Annotated in this window: 16 protein-coding genes; 2 read left to right on the top strand and 14 right to left on the bottom strand. The window is 30.0% G+C overall.

Annotated features, from left to right (window positions below; all coding sequences use genetic code 11):
* Window positions 1-1,353 precede the first annotated feature (1,353 nt).
* The 14 genes from ACFO3U_RS08270 to ACFO3U_RS08335 all read right to left on the bottom strand — a co-directional run bounded on the left by ACFO3U_RS08270 (window position 1,354) and on the right by ACFO3U_RS08335 (window position 20,224).
* Window positions 1,354-1,860: a hypothetical protein gene (locus tag ACFO3U_RS08270; RefSeq protein ID WP_379740468.1), complete on the bottom strand. Its 507-nt coding sequence runs from the start codon at window positions 1,858-1,860 to the stop codon at window positions 1,354-1,356.
* A 95-nt stretch (window positions 1,861-1,955) separates the two neighbouring features.
* A complete protein-coding gene (locus tag ACFO3U_RS08275; protein ID WP_379740471.1) occupies window positions 1,956-3,446 on the bottom strand; it encodes a class I SAM-dependent DNA methyltransferase in 1,491 nt (496 codons plus the stop codon).
* A complete protein-coding gene (locus tag ACFO3U_RS08280; RefSeq protein WP_379740474.1) occupies window positions 3,443-4,063 on the bottom strand; it encodes a hypothetical protein in 621 nt (206 codons plus the stop codon). The genes ACFO3U_RS08275 and ACFO3U_RS08280 overlap by 4 nt, the downstream gene beginning before the upstream one ends.
* A gap of 1 nt (window position 4,064) precedes the next feature.
* Window positions 4,065-5,696: a hypothetical protein gene (locus ACFO3U_RS08285; protein ID WP_379740477.1), complete on the bottom strand. Its 1,632-nt coding sequence runs from the start codon at window positions 5,694-5,696 to the stop codon at window positions 4,065-4,067.
* A 14-nt stretch (window positions 5,697-5,710) separates the two neighbouring features.
* Entirely contained in the window at window positions 5,711-6,226 is a 516-nt protein-coding gene (locus ACFO3U_RS08290) for an HNH endonuclease family protein (protein WP_379740480.1), read from the bottom strand.
* An 82-nt stretch (window positions 6,227-6,308) separates the two neighbouring features.
* Window positions 6,309-7,841, bottom strand: coding sequence for an AAA family ATPase (locus tag ACFO3U_RS08295; protein WP_379740483.1), 1,533 nt, complete (start codon window positions 7,839-7,841; stop codon window positions 6,309-6,311).
* A gap of 15 nt (window positions 7,842-7,856) precedes the next feature.
* Complete coding sequence (locus tag ACFO3U_RS08300; RefSeq protein WP_379740486.1) at window positions 7,857-9,101, bottom strand: restriction endonuclease subunit S; 1,245 nt, start codon at window positions 9,099-9,101, stop codon at window positions 7,857-7,859.
* Window positions 9,094-11,094 carry an AAA family ATPase gene (locus ACFO3U_RS08305; protein ID WP_379740489.1) on the bottom strand — a complete coding sequence of 667 codons (2,001 nt, stop codon included), beginning with the start codon at window positions 11,092-11,094 and terminating at the stop codon, window positions 9,094-9,096. Before ACFO3U_RS08305 ends, ACFO3U_RS08300 begins: the two co-directional genes overlap by 8 nt.
* The gene (locus ACFO3U_RS08310) at window positions 11,075-11,677 is read right to left on the bottom strand and encodes a hypothetical protein (RefSeq protein WP_379740491.1); all 603 of its coding nucleotides are present in this window, start codon (window positions 11,675-11,677) and stop codon (window positions 11,075-11,077) included. Before ACFO3U_RS08310 ends, ACFO3U_RS08305 begins: the two co-directional genes overlap by 20 nt.
* On the bottom strand, window positions 11,664-12,632 hold the full coding sequence (locus ACFO3U_RS08315; RefSeq protein WP_379740494.1) for a hypothetical protein: 969 nt from the start codon (window positions 12,630-12,632) through the stop codon (window positions 11,664-11,666). The genes ACFO3U_RS08310 and ACFO3U_RS08315 overlap by 14 nt, the downstream gene beginning before the upstream one ends.
* Before the next feature lie 2 nt (window positions 12,633-12,634).
* Window positions 12,635-15,421 (bottom strand): type I restriction endonuclease subunit R, encoded by a 2,787-nt coding sequence (locus ACFO3U_RS08320; protein WP_379740497.1) that lies wholly within the window; start codon window positions 15,419-15,421, stop codon window positions 12,635-12,637.
* Between the two features lie 215 nt (window positions 15,422-15,636).
* Window positions 15,637-18,399 carry a hypothetical protein gene (locus ACFO3U_RS08325; protein WP_379740500.1) on the bottom strand — a complete coding sequence of 921 codons (2,763 nt, stop codon included), beginning with the start codon at window positions 18,397-18,399 and terminating at the stop codon, window positions 15,637-15,639.
* Between the two features lie 311 nt (window positions 18,400-18,710).
* On the bottom strand, window positions 18,711-19,352 hold the full coding sequence (locus ACFO3U_RS08330) for a DUF6266 family protein (RefSeq protein WP_379740503.1): 642 nt from the start codon (window positions 19,350-19,352) through the stop codon (window positions 18,711-18,713).
* Window positions 19,353-19,960: 608 nt separating this feature from the next.
* Complete coding sequence (locus tag ACFO3U_RS08335; protein ID WP_379740506.1) at window positions 19,961-20,224, bottom strand: hypothetical protein; 264 nt, start codon at window positions 20,222-20,224, stop codon at window positions 19,961-19,963.
* 956 nt (window positions 20,225-21,180) lie between these two features.
* Here ACFO3U_RS08335 and ACFO3U_RS08340 point away from each other — a divergent pair.
* Both ACFO3U_RS08340 and ACFO3U_RS08345 read left to right on the top strand, forming a co-directional pair.
* Complete coding sequence (locus ACFO3U_RS08340) at window positions 21,181-21,510, top strand: GIY-YIG nuclease family protein (RefSeq protein ID WP_379740508.1); 330 nt, start codon at window positions 21,181-21,183, stop codon at window positions 21,508-21,510.
* Window positions 21,511-22,886: 1,376 nt separating this feature from the next.
* Entirely contained in the window at window positions 22,887-23,627 is a 741-nt protein-coding gene (locus ACFO3U_RS08345) for a LytR/AlgR family response regulator transcription factor (RefSeq protein ID WP_379740511.1), read from the top strand.
* Window positions 23,628-23,757 lie beyond the last annotated feature (130 nt).

Here is a 23,757-nt window from a genome sequence, read left to right on the forward strand (position 1 = left end):
ACTCATACTTGTAATTAAGTAAGAATCTCTTTTGCCACAGATTACACAGATTAGCACAGATTTTCTTTTCCACAACCTTGTCACCCAGAGCCTGTAGAACGGCACAAACCACTTCCACAATCAAAATCATTTCCATTACAACGGTTCTCGATACAATTCCGATTAGCATCGGAACCACTCGAACTGACGGTAGGTGATAACGTTTGGTTTTTAAATAAACATATAACTACCTTTCCACAAACCAAGCAACCGTAAACTTATAACTTATAACTTACAACTTACAACTTTTCCCCATCATTTTGTCATCCCGACATAGGAGGGAACCCACTAGCAACTCCACAAACCACTTCCACAATCTTGTCTACTCTCAATCTTGTCATCCCGACGTAGGAGAGTACCCACAATCTTGTCATGCTGAACTCGATTCAGCATCTCAACTCATACTTGTAATTAAGTAAGAATCTCTTTTGCCACAGATTACACAGATTAGCACAGATTTTCTTTTCCACAACCTTGTCACCCAGAGCCTGTAGAACAGCACAAACCACTTCCACAATCAAAATCATTTCCATAACAACGGTTCTCGATACAATTCCGATTTACATCAGAACCACTCGAACTGACGGTAGGTGAAAACGTTTAGTTTTTAAATGAACATATAACTACTTTCCACAAACCAAGCAACCGTAAACTTATAACTTATAACTTACAACTTACAACTTTTCCCCATCATTTTGTCATCCCGACATAGGAGGGAACCCACTAGCAACTCCACAAACCACTTCCACAATCTTGTCATCCTGTAAGGATCCCACGCAAACCACTTCCACAATCTTGTCTACTCTCAATCTTGTCATCCCGACGTAGGAGAGTACCCACAAGCAACTCCACAAACCAACTTTTCCCACAATCTTGTCATGCTGAACTCGTTTCAGCATCTCAACTCATACTTGTAATTAAGTAAGAATCTCTTTTGCCACAGATTACACAGATTAGCACAGATTTTCTTTTCCACAACCTTGTCACCCAGAGCCTGTAGAACAGCACAAACCACTTCCATAATCAAAATCATTTCCATAACAACTGTTCTCGATACAATTCCGATTGGCATCGGAACCACTCGAACTGACGGTAGGTGAAAACGTTTAGTTTTTAAATAAACATATAACTACCTTTCCACAAACCAAGCCACTGTAAACCGTAAACTTACAACCTACAACTTTTCCCCACCATCTTGTCATCCCGACGAAGGAGGGAACCCACTAGCAACTCCACAAACCACTTCCACAATCTTGTCATCCTGTAAGGATCCCACACAAACCACTTCCACAAACTAAGCCAAACCACCAACCATCAACCACCAACCACCAACTCCACAGCAGTCAACTTACGAATAACCTCCTCCAACTCCCTCAAATCCATATTCACACTACTATGAATAAAATCCTTATCATTCGCAGCAATAATCAACCTACCTAACTTTTCCTCTTCAAAACCTATTTGCTCTATTTCAAACACTAATTCCTCATAGGTAATCTCTTGCTGATTGCCTTTAAAATAATGATAATCCACATAATAACTTACGGTAGTTTCCCCAATAGTTATTACCTCTTTCCCATACGTATTCCAAAGAAACAACCGCACAAAATAAAAACCTATCAAAGAAAAAGCACCCAACCCAATGATAAACCCAAAATGAAAACTACCACCATCCATAAACCTAAAAACCATACCCATAATAGGCAAAGCCACAGCAATAAAAGCCAAGAACAAAATAAAACCACGACCTATAGGTGGTGATTTTTTGACGTATAATTCAAGGGTGTTGTTGACAAGACTATATCTTTTATTATTTTTCAAATTCTATTTTTATTAATTCACACAAACTACCGCAAACAGCTTCCACAAACTTGTCATCCCGACATAGGAGGGAACCCATTAGAAAATTTAAATAATTACTTCAAACTAGCAATAATAGCCTTAAAACTCTCCAAACCAGCTTCAATATTCTCTACAATATCCAATGCCAGTTCATCTGGGTCAGGTAAGTTATCTAAATCTGCTAATGACTTATCTTTTAACCAAGTGATATCCAAACTCGTTTTATCTCTTGCTATAATTTCATCATAACCAAACTTTCTCCAACGACCTTCTGGATTGGTTTCTGCATTATACGTTTCTTTTCGTTTTGCTCTATTATCTGTTTTATATAAATCGATAAAGTCTTTTAAATCTGATAGTTTTAAAGGATTCTTTTTTAACGTATGATGTACATTGGTTCTATAATCATAAACCCAAACTTCTTTTGTCCAAGGTTCTTTGCTTGAAGGTTTACCATCAAAAAACAAAACATTAGCTTTTACACCATTGGCATAAAATATACCTGTAGGCAAACGTAAAATAGTATGTAAGTCTGTAGTTTCTAATAATTTCTTACGAACCGTTTCACCGACACCACCTTCAAACAAAACATTGTCAGGTAATACTACTGCGGCTTGACCTGTAGTTTTAAGCATGGTGCGAATGTGTTGTACAAAGTTCAATTGCTTGTTACTTGTGGTTACCCAAAAATCCTGACGGTTATACGTCAAGTCTTCTTTTTCTTGTTCTCCTGCTTCATTAGTAAACGTCATGCTACTTTTTTTACCAAAAGGTGGATTGGCTAAGATGTAATCATATTTATCAGTCGAAGTAGTAATTAAAGAATCATTAGGTGATATAAAATTATCAGAATCAATATCTCCAATGTTGTGCAAGAACAAATTCATTAATGCCAATCGTCTTGTACTGGCAACAATTTCATTTCCAAAAAACGTTTCATATTTTAAGAACTTGGCAGCCTCTTTATCTAGGTTGCGATTTTCTACTATCCAATCATAAGCTGCTAAAAAGAATCCACCTGTCCCACAAGCTGGGTCAGCAATGGTTTTCATTGGTTCTGGTTGTAGACATTCTACCATAGCTTTGATTAATGGTCTTGGTGTAAAGTACTGACCAGCTCCACTCTTAGTGTCTTCTGCGTTCTTTTCTAAAATACCTTCATAGATGTCCCCTTTGTCTTTTACACCCATTAAAATCCAACTTTCAGCATTGATTAAAGCGATTAGCTTATACAACTTGGCTGGGTCTTGTATTTTGTTTTGACTTTTTACAAAGATTTGTCCTAAAATCCCTTTTTCTTTGGCTAACTCACGAAGCATTATGTTATAATGCAACTCCAACTCACTACCGCTTTTGCTTGTTAAGGTCTCCCAAGCAAACTCGCTAGGAATAGGCATAGGTCTATTGTGTGGTGGTTTTGTGTACTCATCTGCCATTTTTAGGAATAACAAATACGTTAGTTGCTCTAAGTAATCTCCATAACCAACTCCATCATCTCTAAGGGTTTGGCAAAATGCCCATACTTTGGATACTATTGAAGATGCGTTTGTGTTTTCTTTGCTCATAGTTGAATTAATTCTTTTAATGATTTCCAATCTTTTTCGTTCAAAATTGGTGGGTTTTGTGCGGTTAATTTTCTTTTAAATTTACTTTCATCAAGAGTAATTGGATAGAAAAGTTCTTTATAGAGTACTCCGCATTGAACTACTTTTTGTTTTTTTCTGCCTCTTAGTTCATAGAGTAAATTCCATTTTTTTAATAATTCAATATCATTTGTTATATCTTTTATTCTATGAATTTGATGTGTTTTATCTAAATCAAAAGGTTTAGTTTCATCAACCATAATGTTATTAGGAATAGGTTTATTTTCTTTAATATACCAATCTGCTGCTTGTCTATGATTCTCAAAGATTTTAATTACTTCTAAAACAGCTATAACTTTTCTTACACCAATACCTTTCTTGTTTGTAACATAAACTATAATATCTTTTTCTTTAAGTTTTTCAGCAAAACCAGGTCTACACAATCCAGTAATACTAGGCAATTCATTTTCAAAGTCTGGTTCTCTTCTGCAAGAACCATCAATAAATAAAGGAAAATTATATTTGTCTATTGCAATCTTTCCACAATTATTAATAATTAAAGGATTAAAAGAATTTAGATATATTCTTGAATTATTCATTTTAATATTCTTCTGATAGTTCTTTAGTTGTGAGGTCAAAGGTTTGAAAATATATTGGTAATTGAAACTTTTCTCTTAAATGTTTAATATAAATTTTTGAATCATCTAAATCTCCTAGTTTTTGAGATACAATAACCAACTTATTTGCATTGTCTTTATTTATCCAATATGAATATTCTAATAACTGACCTAATGCTTCTCGAATTGATGCCCTTGATGAGTTATATGCTTTTATTTCATAAAATACATATTCATTATTATTTTTAACCACCATATCGATTCGATTATTTCCATAACCTGCATGATTTTCTGTACTTACATTTTCATATCCAAATTGCTCTACAAATTTAACTTTAATGCCATCACAAATTGCTTTGTGAACATAAGTAACTTCAATAGCTTTTGGTTCTCTAGCGTATGTTGCAGTTCCAATTTTTGATGTATCATTATTTCCTTCTTTATTTTCAATATCAGAATTAAATATAAATCCCTTTTCTGCTTTAATAGGTGTTAATCCTTCATTGTAATTAGCAAAACTATATCTTGATTGTTCATATATTTTATTCTCTTTTGGTAATTCAAAATAATCACTATTAAACTTTAAATCTGTTGGTAAGAATCTAACATTAAATAAATCAACCCCATTCCAATCTGAAAAACCATCTGCATTTGCATCACAATCAATAATTTGAGATTCCATTTCTTGATGCCATTTATTTTGAACATATATTTCTTTTATTCTTTCAGCTTCTGCATTATCAATTACCTCTATTTTATTTATTTCTCCGACCCAATATCTTTTCTTACTGATATTATCAATTGTGTACAACCAAACATCATAGATGTTATTGATATATGCTTGTTGTTGTTTTCTAATAGGTTCTAGAAAACCATAATGATATCCATCAACTAATTTGCTAATATCAAGTAACCATTCTTCGTGTCCATAACCAAATTGCCCCTCATGAGTATCTTTATTTTTACTCTTTCCTTCTGGACCAGATGGCTTCACCCATCCATTTTCATTCCAAGTTAGTCTAGCAATTCTTTTTTCAACTTCATTATTACCAAACTCAACTTTTTTATAGACTTCAATCAAATAATCAAATGAATTTAATAATTCATTAATATCATCATTGTCAATTGCAGTAATAGTTTTTTCAATATATTTTCCAATAAAAATAAAATTACCTTCTTTAATGAAATTTTTATTTATCGGAATTACTTGTTCAAAAAAAGTAACCTTACCATTAGATGAATATATCCACATAAAATATCCATCAAAAAAAGTTGTTTTAGATTTTACAAAATCATTAAACTTTTTAATTTTTGGTTCAAAAACTTCAAGTGGATAATACATTCCAGGTCCTTTTTCTAAGGAAAATGCTAATCCATATCTAAATACATCTTTGTTTTTTACATAATCATTTCCTATGTTGAACTGGAATTCATTTCTACCTCCTGCATGAAAAGCATAATTTTCTCTTTCTTTTACAGATTTTTCTGAAAATAAATTCCACGTATTAGGTCTTGATTTTAGGTGTTTTGATCTAATTTCTTGGAGTTTTGAAATAGACCTTTTTTCACTAAAAGCAGTGCTATTAATTTTATTTGCTATTTCTTTTATATTCATATTTATTTATACTTTTATTTATATGAAATAATACTTAATATTAATTGTTGCTCCTCTATTGGAGATAAGGGATTTAACCTCTCAATTTTTAATGTTCGTGCTCTAAACATAGTCATATGAATATCATCCCACTTAAAAAAAGCGATAGTGTCTCTTCCTAAATTTGAACAACTAGGTAAGTCAAAAAAAACTTTATCTGCATCTTGATATAAAATTTCTGTATCTGGATTATCAAAATAAGGATGTACAATTTTAAATTGACATAAATCATATCTAAATTGAACTGGATTATTTATTGTGTTTTTTTGACCTTTTCTAGCGGAAGAGTTACAAAAAGAACATGAATAAAATAAATTTACGGGATTAAATGTAAATTGAGAATGTAATGCTTTATGAGCAAAGTGATCTATTTGATTACCTGTTCCAATCAATACTCTTTCACAATAAACGCAATATGGTCCATTTTTAGCTAGTAGTTTTTTTGAAATCTCATTTTTAACTCTTTTTTTTATAGCTTTCCATGAATTCATATTAAGAGTATAGTTGTTTTTTTTCTTAAATTTTTTTATTTCTCGTTTATTATTTTTTGAGAAAGATATTCTTTGATTTATATTAAGCATTTTCTTGAATATATTTATTTCCTTTTTCAATAATTATATTTAAAGGATCCTCATCACTTAACTTTATTGTTGAAAATTTATCTAAAATTCTTTTAATTTCATCCAAGTCATTTGAACTCTCATTTATTAATTTAATAAGTTTATTTAAATCAAATTCAAAAAAAGAATTTCTTGTACTTCTAACATCAAATACAGTATATAAAACTTCTTCTGCTGTCCATCCATAAGTGGATTTAGGAATTGTATTAAGTAGTAGATTATTATTTTCATCGTTTTTTAAAGTTAATAAATATGATGAATCAGACTTTAAATCAGAAACTAAAAAATGGGAATGTGTGCAAATAACAAAATGAGTATTAGTATATCTAGAGTGAAAAATTGAATAAACCAAATCTAGATATTTCATTTGCCAATTTGGGTGTAAGCTAATTTCTGGTTCATCAATTAAGATCAAACTATAATCTTCAATTACACAAGCTAAAGAAATTAATGATGTAAAAACATTAATTTCACCAGAACTTCCTCGATTAATATCAAAGCTACTGCCATTCTTTCTGTAAACCATAATTTCCCCATAACTAACCAGATTTAGTTTACGTAATAGGTCAAGCATTTTATATTCGGAAATAAAAACCTCAAATGATTCATAATGTGTAAAATCTAAATTAAAAACTATAGGAAATCTATTGTTTTTTCTTTCTCTTAATTTTTCTGCATACTCAACTAAATCCTTTAATAATTCTGGGTTGTTTAATAATTCTTTAAAATTTCTATATGAAAAACCAACCTTTTTTTCATCGAGATTATCAATAAAACTCCTTAGGTATTTTTCAGAAAATCTTTCATTACCAATCATAGAGCTATAACTTTTAAATCTGTACTCGATTGATAAAACTGGTATGAGATTTAAAGTTTCGAAAACTATTGGAATTGAAGGATTAACATTACCAGAAGAAAATGCATTAAATAGTATATCTATAGTTCTAGTAATATGTCCGGTAGCTGAGGCCATATTATTAAAAGTTCTAATTCCTAGATATTCATACATTGAATTATTATATCTTGATTTTAAGGGACTTCCAGTTGGAGAAATTCTTAAATTAGAATAATTATTTATTTGATGTGGAAATCTATCATTTATACTATAAGATTGAGCAATTAATTTTTCTGGAAGATTTAGTTTTGAGATAGTTATTTTACGATCATTTTTATAAATAATCAGCTCATATTTATTGTTTTCTATCGAAAAAATTGATTTTTTAAATTTATAAACAATTTTATATCCTCCTTTAAATGAGAAAAATGAACTTTGTTCATTCTTTAATTTATATAGATCATTAAAAACTTCAACTAATATTCTTAAGAGCCTTGACTTACCTGTTGCATTTGCTCCAATTATTAACGTTATAAATGGAAAATCTGAATCACAATCAATTTCTTCAGAAAAATTGAAAGTTACATTTTCAAATTTTTCATATTGTTTATAATCCCAAATTTTAAATTCAATTATTCTAAAGTTATTCATATTATATTATTGTATTTAAACCAACTCCCCACTAAAAACCTTTTTCAATATACTCTGCCTCAACGACTCTGCTTGTAACAAACTATGTGCAATACTTTCTTCCATTTTATCAGCTATACTCAAACGACTTTCGATTTCTTGAACGATTTGAACTTGTTCTTCTAATGATGGTAATCCAAATTCAATATTACCAATATCAGCTAAGCTAAGGTTGGCTCTTGCTACATCAACTTTATTTAAATTATAATAACTGAATGCTTTATTAGAGTTTAAAAAAAAGGATAAGTATTTATTATTAATATTTTCATTTAATCTGACTACAGAAACTGCTTGATTAATATTAGCATTTACAGATAAATTAAATATTGCAGCTCTTCCAATAGATGCACCTACAATATTTATTAAAACGTCTCCTTTTTGTAGAATTGATCTCTTTTGTTTTTCGTTAAATGAAAGTTCTAAATATTTGGGTTTAGAAATGTCAATGAAATTCTCTCTTACATTTTCACTTGTAACAAATAGTACTTGATTTTCATCATCAGTATAATTAATTCCTTGCCATTTTGGAGATGCTCCTTTTGTTATTAATGTGGATGAATTACTTAATTTCATAAACTCCCATCCCTTCGGCAACTCACCATCCTTAACATTCTCATTTGTTAACTTCCCTTCAAAAGCCCATTTCAATACACTTTGTCTATAAGTTTTGAGTTGCTGTTGTGCGGTTTTTAAATCTTCTATGCCTTTGTCTAACTCGCTAAATAGTTCTTCTATTTTGGAGACAATGGCTTGTTGGGTTTCTAGTGGTGGAAGAGGAATTTCTAACTTTTTTAAAATAGTTTGGCTAATGTTAGGTTGTGCTCCACCAATCCCTTGATTAACCAAATCTTGTTTTTTATGAAATAAGAAATTATAAATATATTTTGAATCAATATTTTCATTTTGATAAATACCACAAACTGCTTGATTCGTAGCGGCATCAACTCCTAAAAATGCTAACTTTCCAATTGTAGCTCCATATAGCGCAATTAACAAAGTTCCTTTAGGAAATATTTTTGCACTAGAATTTTTAATTGCTTCTTCTGTGATTTTTTCTTCTGTATCATAAATAATACCTTTGTTTAATTCTCCGGATTTTACCCAAGGAATTGTTCCGTTATAATAAGATTTATTACCTCTTGAAGGAGTTCCACCACTTGTAGTTTCGCAAACTTCTCCAAGAGTTTTTATTTGCCAGTTATCATTAAAAATTTTATTCATTTATTTTTTTTAGAAGATAATCAGTACTACTAATCATTTCATAATTTATGTACTTTTTTAATTTTTGTTTATCTTTAGGTGATTCACTGTAGGTAGTTAAAATTATTTGACTTTTGTCTGATGGTATTTTTTCAATTTCATCAATACAGTTTAGTAAAGAATCATTATCTAAATTTTGCTGCTTTGGTTCATCAAGAATCAATATATTAGGAAACTTAACTTTACCAGTTAAATCGGAAATAGATGTTTGAAGTAAAGATAAATAGTAGCTTAAAATAATTCTTATATTATCACTTGAACTAGAAATATTATAAATATCATAATTATCTAAGTATGGTGTATAATTATCACTTTCGTCTAGCTTTATTGAATCAATTAAATTGGTGTTTGATTTAAAAATACCTAATGATTTCAAATTGTTATGAATATTATCTTTTATATTTTTTAAAGTTTTTTTATCATTTTCAGTTTGTTGGTATTTTTCAATTTCTTCTTTAATATCTATAAGTTTCTGTTCAAGTGATTTAAGTAATTTTCTTGAAGGATTTAATTCTGACCATCTTTGTTCAATACGAATTAATCTCTCTAATTCTTTATGAATTGAATCTATTTCAAGTATTTTTTCTCTTAAAACTGCAAAGTCTTTTCCAGCATATGTATTTGTTTGATGCTCTAGTTGTTTCTCATAAAGTGCAATTTTATCTTTTGTACTGTTTTTGAGTTCTAAGTATTTTCTTTTATCCAGTTTTCTTTGTCTTATAACTTTTTTAAAAGTGTTTTCTTCATCTTCTAGGAAAATTAGATTTTCATCTGGTGAAGATATTTTTTTCCGTTTATCTGAATGACAAAGAATACATTCGTTATCAGAATGATTTTGTAATGTGTTTTCACATACAGGGCAACTAGTAATGTTTACATCAATGTTTAGTTCTTGTATTTTTTTTAACTGTTTATTTTTATACTTATTTTTTTGTATTCTTTGTAAATAATTTTCATAGCCATTTATCTCAGTATCAATTTTGTCAATTCTACTTGTCAATGTTCTTAGTTCATAATCCAATCTTCTCAAATTATCTCTAAGTTTAGAATTACTATCTTCAAAATCTTTATTTTTACTTGAGATAGAATTTATATTTTCGCTTTCTGCTTTATATTTATCTTTTAAATATTTTATGTAATCATATATACTTGTCTTACCGATTTTGCCAGAATTAATTATTGGAATATCATCTACTTTTTCAGCATTGAGAATTACCAGAAGATTTTCTTCTTTATTTAAAGTATCATCTTTAATCTTTTTAATTTGATCCTCTAATTCTTTTTTTCTTATTATTATTTGGTGTAAAACAAACCTATCTAAGCCCATTAAGTATTCAAATACAACTTTTTTTATATCTCTAATATTATATCTTGTGACTTGTCGTGCTTGAATTTGTGACCATCCTGCTCTTTGTTCAACAAAAAATAGGGGTAAAATATTTTCAAAATAAAGTTTAGATTGCTTTTGATCATAAGTAGGTAGTTCAACTATATTTAACCCAATAAAATCAAATAAGAATTTTTGATAACCATCTTCTGAAAAAACTCCTTCACCAGCAACAATCAATCTTTTGTGTTCAGAAATTTTATAAAAATTGTCAATTGTAGTTTCTTTGACAGCAACAATATCTGTATTATCTCCTTTTATATATCTAAAAACAGAATATGTTCTTTCTCCATTAGAAATTTCTAATATAAGATATGATTTAATTATTGGATAACCACTTATGCTTTTATAAAATTCTGGTTTGAATGGATTTTGGTCTGATTTAAAAATACCAAGACCTTTTTCAGCTCCTAATCCATAAATTAAGCCTGTTATAATACTTGTTTTTCCAACAGAATTCGGGCCATAAATTATATTAAGACCAGGAGTAAATGGTATATCAGCACCATATTTTCCGTGTTCAGTTTCAACTCTATAAAGTAATCGATTAATTATTAAATTCGGCATTTTGTTTCCAATAAGAGTTAGGAATAATTTCTGTTATTATTTTTATTGTTTTATCATGTTCCATTTTAGTTCCAAACAACTCTAAAAAATTTATTTCACTAGGAAAAATATCTTTTATAATATGAAAGTTTTTGACTCCATTTTGACTTAACTTTATTCTTAAATTATTATTGTTTTTATCTGTTTTGTACTCAATAAGGTTTCTAACATATAAGTACATTAACATATCATTAAATCTTATATCCCATGGAACACTTTTATATTGAACAATATTAAAATCAATTTCAACCTGATTTGATTTTTCAATTTGTTCAAGCTTTTTTAAAACAAGCTTTTTACCTGAATAATATTCTAAAATAAATTTTGACTGAAAATGTTCATTTCTTAATAAAAAATCAACGCAAGCAATGATTTCTTTACTCAATCCACTTTCTTTATTTAGCATTCCTAAAATAACTATAAGTCTTGTCGATCGAAACTGAATTCTGTCTTCAGGTTGAACATAGTTAGGTCTGTTTAGATTAATACTTGGTTCTAAACCTTTTTCTTTAATTTTTTCTGCTAATAAATTAATTAAATTCATATTTTCTCCAATCTAAAGGGCATTTTGCTGCTAATTCAAAAACAATTCCATTTAATAATTTTTGCCTATCTCCTTTAAACTCATAATCATTAAAAAAAGTGTTTATTTCCTTTTCCGCTTCGTCAAAAAAGTCAAAGAAGAAATTTAAAGGAGTATAATTAGAATCTATTTTAAACTTCCTAGTTAATCGATCAGCTTTTATTCTCATATTGTCTTCAAGATTTATTATTTTACCTCTTAACTCATTATTGTTATCTAATAAACTTTCCAAATAGACCTTATAATTTGCTCGCATTCTATGATAGTTTATTTTAATATCATTTTCAGTATCATCAAATAATGAGTTTAGTTTTTCATCTAATTTTGTTTTTAATTCAATTTGTTCATTAGGATCATCATTTGAATCCGAAATAATGATTTCATTTATAAAACGCATTGAGTCTTTTTTTTGAATCAATAAATTAATTTTAGCTTTTAAAATATCTAATTCCTTTTTCTTATCAAGGGCTAAACTATATTTTCTTTCAAAAATTTTTTCATAAATACTTTCATCGTGAATGAAGATTTTTTCTACATCTTTGTCAGGTGTCCAAAAATCAACAGGTAGTTTGAATAAATTTATTACTCTAGCTTGTAAATCATGATCAATATTGCTTAAATCTTTAATAGGGGATAGCAAAATGAAGGCTGTGGGATTCTGATTTGAAGCTTCTAATTGAACTTGCTTGTTTAAAATATCAGACCATTCAAGTTGAGCACTAGTATAGTATTTACACTCAATAAAAATTTCTCTCTCACAATCGTCGTCGTCAATGAATTTAACACTAATATCAAATCCATTTTGTGTTCCAGAACTTTGTTTTCTGACTTGTATTACTAAAAAACCCATTTCAGAAAATAATTTTCTAAAATATGGTTTGATTATATTTTCAAAATCTGTTCCTGATATTGCCATAATTAAGCTGCTAACATCTCATTTAATTCATTAATAATACTATTCGTTTCTTCACCAAACAACTGCCACATTTTACTCAAACCACCTTCAGCATTAAAAGGAGTTAAATCAAAATCGTCTTTTTCTATGCTAAAACTGTTGGCTACATAGTCTTTCATCATGCGCAACCATTGCATTTGGTCTTCGGTAAAAGCATTATGTTTTCCTGCATTTTTCTTAAAAATCCAATCTTGAAAGTTTTTATCTACCGTTTTATCATAACTGGTCAAAGTACTGTCAATACCTACCACTCTTCGAATCAAAGAAACCAAAGCAATCAGCTCATTTTTAGCAGAGCCATTGGTTTTTTCTAGTTGTTCATAGGCTTTCCATACATTCACAGGAGCTAATAATGGTTTTTCTGTTTTTAGTTTTTCGCACAGTTCTTTTATCATGGTATAAGTAAAAGTACGGTGTCTATAGTCTTGGGCATAAAAGATTTGCAAAGCTGTAATTTCGTCTTTGTTTGTTTTTATCCAAGCCTTAAAATCATTTATTAATGCTGTACTTGTTTCCTCTTTGTCTTTAACCCAGCCTATATTGGTAATGCTATCAATATTTACTACATCAATAATTTGGTCCAGCTTTTTGCGAATATCAATCACAAAATCACGCAACTCAGGATTATTAAAAACTGCTACCGCATCCTCAATTATTTTTTGTTGTTCCACAGCAATGGCCTTTTCAATTTCAATAGGAGCAAAGCCACGCATTTCTCCTTTCACTTTTGAAGTAGTACTTTCAATCACATCAGGATCATGTGCATGCAACAATTTTTTCACTACTTGATTAATGGTTAAACCGTTGGCTTTTTCTGTAAATTCAATTTTATGTTTGTCTTGCAGTTGATTTTCCAAACGAATCAAACGATTGGCTAAAGTGCTCAACATATCTTCGGAAGTATTTCCCATCGCTACACTCGTAATTACATCTTTTAAAGAAATGCCTGGTGCTTTTTCTAAAGGTCTGCTATCTGTTTTTTGCGATTGCTCCACACCAATAGCATCAATAATTACAAAATGGTCTTTGCTAAATTTGGCTGTAGGAGTTCCTTTGGCTTTTAATTCCTCAATAGAACAAGTACGTGTACCACGACCTTTCATTTGTTCATAATAACTTTTGCTTTTTACATCACGCATAAACAACAACACTTCTAAAGGTCTAATGTCAGTTCCTGTTGCAATCATATCCACCGTAACGGCAATACGTGGGTAATAATCGTTTCTAAATTGTTGTAAGACGCTTTTGGGGTCTTCTTCAGAACGATAGGTTATCTTTTTACAAAACTTATTTTCTTCTCCAAATTCTTCTCGTACAATGTCGATAATGTCTTCCGCATGGCTATCGGTTTTGGCAAAAATCAATAGTTTAGGCACTTCAAAATTGCCGTCAGCATCTCTACGGTCAGGAAACATCGCAGGCAAATTGTCTTTGGTCGCTTTTATAATCGTTCTTATCGTACTTGGGTTCACAATATCGTTATCCAACTTTTTACCGCTGTAGACTTCATCTTCATCCAACGCTTCCCAAAATTGTCTTCGGGTTAAACGCTCACGTTTGTCTACTTTTTCACCCATTTTAATCACACTACCGTTTTTGGTAATTTCGGTTTCAATAGTAAAAACATTATACGGCACCAAAACCCCATCAATAACAGCTTTTTCATAGCCATAATCAGACACCAAGTTTTGATTAAAATAACCAAAAGTTCTATTGTCTGGTGTAGCGGTTAACCCAATTTGAAACACATCAAAATAATCCAACACTTGTTTCCAAAGGTTGTAAATACTTCTATGGCATTCGTCAATGACTACAAAGTCAAAAAACTCAATTGGCACCTTTTCATTATACCCAACAGGAACGGGTTCCTTAGGAATAAAACGCGATTCGTTAGGATTTTCTTCTTCAGCACTTTCATCTAATTCTGTATTTTTTAAAATAGAATACATTCGTTGAATGGTGCTTATATATACTTGTGAATCATTAGGAATAAAGGAACTGTTTAATCGCGTTACTCCATACAATTCAGTGAATAATCGGTTATCATCATTAGCCGTAAAAGCTCGGAACTCACTTTCAGCTTGTTCTCCTAAGTTTTTGGTATCTACTAAAAATAAAACACGTTTAGCTTTAGCATATTTAAGCAAACGATAAATAAAAGTAATGGCTGTAAAAGTCTTTCCAGAACCTGTTGCCATTTGTATTAAGGCTTTTGGTCGTTGGTCTTTAAAAGAAGTATCTAAATTGGTAATAGCTGTTACTTGACAATCGCGCAAACCTTCAACTGGTAATGCTGGTAAATCTTGCAAACGAGCACGAAGTGTTTTCTCTTGACTCAACCATTGCACAAACGTTTCGGGTCTATGAAAAGTAAAAACGGTTCTAGAACGTGGTTTTGGATCTCTATAATCGGTAAAACGAGTTACCTCACCTGTACTTTCATACACAAAAGGTAAAGGGTCGTTATTTAATAAACGGAGTTTGGCATTGGCATATTGAGACGATTGTTCTTCAACCGTAGTCAACCGTAAACCTTCTTCTTCTCGTTTGGCTTCAATAATACCAGTAGGTTTTTTATCTACAAACAAAACATAATCCGCAGGACCAATGTCGGTTTGGTATTCGCGTATGGCAACACCAAGTCCAGCTGCAAGATTAAATTTCTTTTTATCCTGAATAACCCATCCACAAGCAAGGAGTTGCTTATCTATGTTATCGCGTGCTATTTGCTCAGGATTCTGATTGTGCATAAATTATTATTTAACAATTATCAAACCTACCATTTTTTCCCCAATATATCAATAGGTGTTTTCACTGTTTTTTGCAGTATTTTATACAAATATAAAAAAGCGTTGTAGCTTTATTTTACGGTTTTCCGTAATGGAGTTGTAAGTTTTAAGTTTACAGTTTTAAGTTCATTGGTTTGTGGGTGTTGGATTGTGGAGTTTTTTTTAAAGTTTTCCGATTATTTATTACCTAGTGCTTCAAGGTATTCGCTCAATGGAATGTCAAAACCAATTCCTACAAAACCATTATTGCCAAACTTTTGGTCTTTTATAAACGGTAAACCAAGCATCACATTAAAATCTAAGGCATTGTAAAAACGAAAGCCTGTTGCAAATCCTACGTGAGGAAAATTGAAATTTTGATTTGTGGTAGTATTGGCTAAAGAATAAAGCAACCCAGAACCATAAACTGAAGCATACCATTCATTGATAAAAGGAGCTCTTTTGTTGAGGTAGATGTCGCTTTTTATGGCATTTTCATACCCTCTATATTTTTTAAAATCTAGTATTTTATATTTAACTCCTATTTTCTCCGATGCAAAACCAATAGAAGTTAATTGTTCTGTGGAGTCAGAAAACTGAAATTTATTGATAAACATATTCTGATTGAGACCCAAGGTCAAATACAAAGAAAAACTAGAAGGATTGTTACGATCATAATGTTGTTGTAAATCATTTAAAAAAGAAATCACGTCTATTTCAACATATTCGTTTTCAGCATTGGTATTAATCAATGTGTATTTCTTTACACCGTTTATAAACAAAATATAACCTTCTTTAAATTCACCATCAGGTAAAATTTTAGTAATTTCCTCACTGTTTTTTTTAATTAAATCTACGATGCTAGAGTAGGTTTGTGCTTTATCTAGCTTGTCAAGGTTACTAATAAATTCAAATAAGGAGATTAGTTTTTCATCATACTTAATTGTTGAGTCACCTAAACCTTTGTTGATTAAGATGTTAATTTTCAAAAGAGGAGTTAGGTTTTTAATGCCTTTAATCAAAACATCATAATAGGTATTATTAGTAGAATTATCGGCATATTTTAACCCTACAACTTGAGGTAATAATTCGTTTTCAAGAAAATTAATATCTGTTATGGTGTAGTTTTTATTGCTTTTGAAATAATTTAATCGTTCATAGAGTGTAGCAATTAAGGTTGCAACTTTATTTTTAGTACTGCTATCTTTTTCAATTTTTACCTCTTGGTTATAAGGCTCATTCTCAATTTTCTTCAACAAATCATCAATAAAGAAGATAAAGAAATCGGGAAGTTTTGAGATGTTGTTTTGAACATTTTTTATTTGGTCTTTGCTGTTCGTCACATAAGCAGTCAAATCAAATTGTTTTATTTCTTCAATTTTGGCATTAATAGCAGTAGCGTTTTTGTAAAAAGAGGCTATGTTTTTGTTATTATCTGTAATGTTCTTTTGGATAGTAGCTATAATTTTATTGAAGGCCACTATTTTTTCATTAATGGGTTTTAAGGTTTCTGAAGTAGGACTTACTTCCACATTATTTATAGCCTCATTTTTTAAAGTAGTTAGTTCTTCATTAAGAGCATGCAATTGGTCAAAAGCTAAATTCAACTCAGCTTCGTTAAGGAGATTTAAACTTGGAATTTTTATATTTTCTAGTAGCTTTGAGTTACCTATTATCTTGGTTAAGTTGGCATTTGTTTTAATGTTATCAATAGTGTTGTTGAATTTGGTAATGTAATTGTATACATGTATCAAATCAACATATTGTTTTTTAAAGCTGTTTAAAGTCTCTTTGTCAGTTAACTGTAAGGAGTTAATAGAAGTAATGGGACTGATAGGGTTTAAATCGCTAAAATTGGTTTCATTAATTTTTGAAGTCAGTGACTTTTTTAAAGCCATTAAATTGTCCAGTTCACTTTTTAATTGCAAGAAACTTTTCAATTGGTCTATGGCATTTTTATATACTTTATCACCTGTTTTACTATCATTGGATAAAAAGAAATTGGAAGCCAAATCAATTTGATTCAGATAGATTTGATTCAAGTCTTCAACTATATTGTCTGAATTTTTAAGGGTATTATTTTCCATGAAATTCTTGATGACATCATAATTTTGGACATAATGCTTAATTTTTTCTTCAATTCTATTTTTGATTGAATCATCAGTGATTTCATTGTAAAAATAATTTTGATCTTCTCTATAATTAATTTTATTCTTAAAGAAGCCTTTTTTTCGTAATAAATCATTTTCTGATAAAGCCAAACTTACGATATCTAGTTTTTCTCCAAAATTTAGTAGGTTTGAATCTTGTAGGCCAGTATCGGTATCAATTAGTTCAAAATTTATATGGTTACGAGCTAAATATCTTTTGGTTTGTTTTATTTCTTTTTCTAGTGTTTTAATTTTTCCAATAGCATTATTAATGATATCAATATTAGGATTGCTTAATTGTGATTCTTTGATAAGAATAGCATTTTGCTCACTTACTGCCTTAATTTTATCTTTAACACTTGTTATTTGAGATTCATAATTTACTTGGTCTACTAATTTTTTATAATCTATTTGTTTGTAGGCTTTAGCAGCCTCTGTATCAAAAAGCGTATTGTCAATCTCTACAATAGCTTTTGTAACCCCTAGAGCAATGGCATAATTAGTAGTCAGCTCCAAAATTTCCTTTTCAATCACCTGTGGATTCTTTTCATTAAGTAAAATATTCAAACAGTTTTGCACATAAAATCGAGTGGTGTAATTGGTATCTGGAAACATTTTGAGCATAAAGCGTTTCAAAGCTTCATTTTTCAACTCCTTTTGTTTCTTTAAAATAACTTTTGTCAAAACCTCTACATCAATTGTTCCCTTATTTAAAGTCAGAGCTTCTAAACCAATTCCTAAAGTTGGATTCACTTGCGAATAGGAAATACTCAAAGAAAATAGGAAGAGAAAAAGTAGTAGTTTTTTCATTTTAATAAGGATTATAGGGTTAATAATGTTTAAAATTAAATAATTTATTTTGTTTACCTAAAAATTAAAACCATTTTTTAGTTACATTACCTCTAAAGTAGCTATTGATTATGAATTCTTTACAGGAAAAACACTGATTTTTTAATGATGAATTGTCTATGTAGATTATGTGTTGTGAGGAAAAGTTATGAGTTTTTCAAAAGTTTCCTAAAAAATAAAAATCCCAAGCCTATAAAAACTTGGGATTAAAAAAAAACTAATTTCACTAATCACTAATCACTAATCACTAATCACTAATCACTAATCACTAATTAAGAAATAACTACCGTACCTAAATACTGACTTGTACCAGCCATCACATCATCTGCAGTAACGAAAGTAGCCCAAACATGCATGGTTAAACCTGCTGTATAAGAAGGTAAGTCTAAAACAGCCGAACCAGCACTTCGTGGTGCTAAATTGAGACTATACCAGCTACTGTTAGACGTTTCTTCATAGACTACTACAACCATTTTATCCGTTGGAGAAGCATTGCCTTCCGTACTGTTGTTAGTCCAGTTCATTTGAATACTTTGCCCTGCACCAGCACTTATAGTTCCGTCTTCTAAGGCTTGTAGTTCACCACGAGCAATTAATATTTTGCTGTAGTTCCATTCCCAATTAGGATCGTTAAAAACTAAGGCTTCCTTAATCAGATAAGACATCGCTAAGTTTCTACGCGTTTTAATACCTGAATTGGTACCAAAATACATTTTAACAACCGAATTAATAGGTGTTAAAAATGAGGTGGCCATTGCAAACTTGTTGCGTTGTTCCAACTGACTTGTGGTTGGGATGCGATTTGTTTTTTTTGGTAAACTTCGCATCACATCTTTACCTCTCCAAGAGGCTCCTACTACTGGGCCAACTTTGCCCGAAAATGCACCTAAGATGCCTTTATTATATGTTCCCATGTTTTATAATTTTAAGGGATTTAACAAAAATTTTTTTGTTGCTCCGATGCGCATCTTCATCAACGGAACAAAGATAGCAGTAGTGCTCATACAAAACAACACAACTAACTGATATGAAGCAAATTACATAATAATAAACAACTTTGCGTAAGTATAAATATTCTTGCTTTATGTTGCTATTACTTGAAGCTTATTTTAGATTTTTAAACGACCATGAATTTGAATACACAGTAACACTAATTTTTGATAAATTATGACGGGTATTGACAGGTATTGAAACCTAAAACAGGAAATAGCAAGCCATTAACCAATTCTGATTAGACTTGCTTTAAAATAGTGCTTTTTGAAGAGTTAGGTCGAAATTTATAGGGGTTTGGTTCGTAATTGGTTCGTAGTTGGTTCGTAAGCGTATTGGTAAAAAGGAGGTTTGTGCGAGGGAAGTATGGAGGAAGTATGAAGGGAGTAGGGAGAAGGGAATAGGTAATGGGTAATAGGTAATGGGTGATGGGAGTAATTACTTACTTGATTTTGGGATACTAATGAAATAGCTGCAAAACAATTTGAATGTTATGCAAAGTAGATAGTAGCTAAATACGGGAGTAGAAGCTTTATAAGAGATGACTGTTTACTATTTTTTTGGAAAGGGATTTGGTAAAAAAGCTTGCTGGATACAAATACTTTTTTCCAAATTTGGTATAAGGGATTAATTCCTTTTTACGGTAGCGGGCTAGGGTGCTATCGCTGATGTTGAATTTGGTTTTAACATCGTAACTGTCCAACCATTGTTCAGACTGTGCGGCATGTTGAAGATTTTGAACGGTTTGCTCTAATTCATTAATCTTGGCTTGTAAAAATTCGTTGGTTGCTTTCATCGCTCTGGGCTATTTTTCTTTTTGTTGAATACGCTTTTGTGTTAGTTTTCATAATTTAGGTTTTAAATTTTTTTATTCATTTTAGTTTGTACAAATTTGTAAAAAGCAAATGACATAAAAAAGAATAAGTTATTAACATTTTAAGTAAGTTTTTAACAAGCGATAAAATAAATTTATGTGAATAATTTAAATTTTTAAGAAATGCTTGTGTTTATTGGTTTATAGATGATAAATTTTTTACACTACAGTTTGTCGATATGTATAAAACAGATATTAACAATAAATTTGTTTATAACTCGTATTTGAGTGTTGCTATCTTTTTATTTTTTTGGAACACAGATTTCAGCAATTTTTATAATCTTTTTTTAAGTCGTATTACCTCAATTCCTGACTAGCATTAAAAGCACTATTCTCAAACTTGTCACCCTATAAGTTTCTCATAGAAAAAACTTCCACAAAAAGAGATACCCACAAACTTGTCACCCTGTGAGGGTCTCACACAAAACACTTCCACAAAAGAAAATACCCACAAACTTGTCACCCTATAAGTTTCTCACAAAAAACACTTCCACAAAATGCTATACCCTCAAACTTGTCACCCTGTAAGGGGCTCATAGAAAACACTTCCACAAAAGAAGATACCCACAAACTTGTCACCCAGTAAGGGGCTCACACAAAACACTTCCACAAAAGGAGATACCCACAAACTTGTCACCCAGTAAGAGTCTCACAAAAAACACTTCCACAAAAGAAGATTCCCACAAACTTGTCACTCTGTAAGGGTCTCATGCAAAACACTTCCACAAAAGGAGATACCCACAAACTTGTCACCCTGTAAGGGTCTATTCCTAATTAGTTTTTTAATTAGATAGTTGTTTAAATAGATTATTATAATAATTTTATACAACATTTATCATCCATTTGATGAATAAAAAGAGGCTTTTAAAATTTGATTTATGATTGAATATACAGAGGGAATCTACACTTATTACGTATACATTTTAACCAATAAAAACAGGACTGTTTTATATACTGGTGTGACTAATAATTTAAAACAGCGTTTACATCAACATGAAAATAAAGTAAATCCAGAAAGTTTTACGGCTCGTTATAAAGCTCATAACTTAATTTATTTTGAAAAATTCGGATGGATTCAATTAGCCATTGAAAGAGAAAAAGAAATCAAAAATTTAACTAGGGAAAAGAAGTTACAATTGATTAAAGAAATCAATCCCGATTTAGAATTTTGGAATGAAAAGTTTAAAATTGAGTTTCCTACAGAATAATTGGTTTGGATTGAGAATTTGATTATTAAAGACATTGTGGAGCTACTTTGCTTGGGATCCTTACAGGATGACAAGATTGTGGTGAAAACTTGATTGTAGTGAGTTGGTTTGTGAAATTTGTTTGAGTGATTTGCTTGCCTTAATAACTTTTACCCACAAACTTGTCACCCTGTAAGGGTCTATTTATTGTTGTAGCTTACTTTGTGTGAGATTCCTACGGAATGACAATATTGTGGATATAGATAATTTAAAAATCAGTACAGCCTTATAATACAATTCTTACCCACAAACTTGTCACCCTGTAAGGGTCTGGAAGTATTTAAACCGTTAGCATTTGCTTTTGATTGTTTGCACTAATCGTATTATTTCAAAAGTTTTACTTTACAAATTGTTGTTATTGTTAGTATTATGTTGAAGTTATTACAATTTCCTGACGGACTAATTCTGACGGTTGATGTGTAAGTTAGATCCTTACAGGATGACAAGATTGTGGTAAGAGTTTGATTGTAGTGAGTTGGTTAGTAAAATTTGTGAGTGATTTGTTTGTCTTAATAACTTTTACCCACAAACTTGTCACCCTGTAAGGGTCTATTTATATTTGTAGCTTGCTTTGTTTGAGATTCCTACGGAATAACAAGGTTGCGTGAAGAAATGGCTAAAGGTTTTATTTTTACTAAGAAATACTTACCCACAAACTTGTCACCCTGTAAGGGTCTATTTATAGTTGTAGCTTGCTTTGTGTGAGATTCCTACGGAATGACAAGATTGTGGATAGAGATAATTTAATAATCAGCTTTTATTTCATAAACTGTTGCTATTTTAACACTTAATCCAAATACACTACACTTATTAATTGGTTAGTACAAATTAATTTTTAAAACATAGTTTTGTATTGTAACAAATATAACCGTAATACTTTATTTATTTTAGTTTATCATTGGGAACGTTCTTATAAAATATTTTATGTGTCAAAAAAAAAATATTACACCATGCCCAATGGTAAACTTTTTTTTTATTAGTCCAATTCAATTTTAGTATCTTAATTTCATGTTCAATTTCAGTAAAAAAAAAAATACAACATCAATAATTCTGAAGAGATGATGCATTTTTATGAGCAATTACTCAAAATGAAAAAAAAGAGAAAAAATTTTGATGTGGAAAGAGTTATGAAAAAAGTATATCCTAATTTTAATTTTCCAAAACAAAAATAAATTTATTATTCGCAAAGAGTTTTTTTTGTGAGTTGTTTAAGTTGAAGGTTATTTATTTTAGAGTATTTTTGAAAAAACCTTAACTAATATAAGACTTTATATAAATTCCTCTCCATTAATTTATGGTTTTTCAAACCAAAATAAATTTAATAAATAATATTTCTGATGACAAATTATTCTGCCCTAATAATTGATGATGAAATTGAAAATATTCAGCTTTTAGAATTGTATTTAAAAAAATATTTTAAACAGATTGATACCCTATATAATGCCACAACTTTAAAAGAAGGAACAGAATTGTTTTTAGAACATAAACCCAATATTTTGTTTTTAGATATTAACTTAGGGCAAGGTGAAACTAGTTTCAGTTTATTAGAAAATTATGATACAAGCACAAGTAAGGTAATTATTATTTCTTCCTTTGAAGAGTTTGCTTTAAAAGCAATCAATATGGACGTTATGGCTTATTTACTCAAACCTTTAAAAATAAACGAGTTGATTAATGCAGTGTCTAAAACAATTCAAAAATTAAATGCAGAGAAAACAAATTTTACAGCAAAAACTATTGAACGCAATTCCAACTTAATAGCCATTGCTTCAGTGGAAAAAATAGAATTAATTGCAATTGATGAAATTATGTATTGTACTGCAGATGGTAAGTATACTGTTTTTCATACCCTTAACAATAAAACGTATACTTCTTGTAGAAATTTGGGAGAATATCAAGAATTATTAGATTCCAATTTTTTTTTTAGAATCCACCACAAATATATTGTGAACATTAATTTTGTGAAAGCTGTCAATAAAACGGAAGGTTATTTTTGTGAAATGAAAAATCATCAAACTTTACCTATTTCAATAAGGAAGCAGGATGAATTTAACAGATTTATTCGTTTAAAGTTTTAAAAAATAACACTTATTCCTCAAAACCTTACACTTATTTATTTGCTACGTGTTCTTCGTCGTTAATTTTTAATATTTGTATGATATAAATGCATATTAATATTTAAAAATTTCTGTCTATGATTAAAAACCT

The organism is Flavobacterium ponti, assembly GCF_042652765.1.
In the GTDB taxonomy this organism is placed as follows: Bacteria; Bacteroidota; Bacteroidia; order Flavobacteriales; family Flavobacteriaceae; genus Flavobacterium; species Flavobacterium ponti.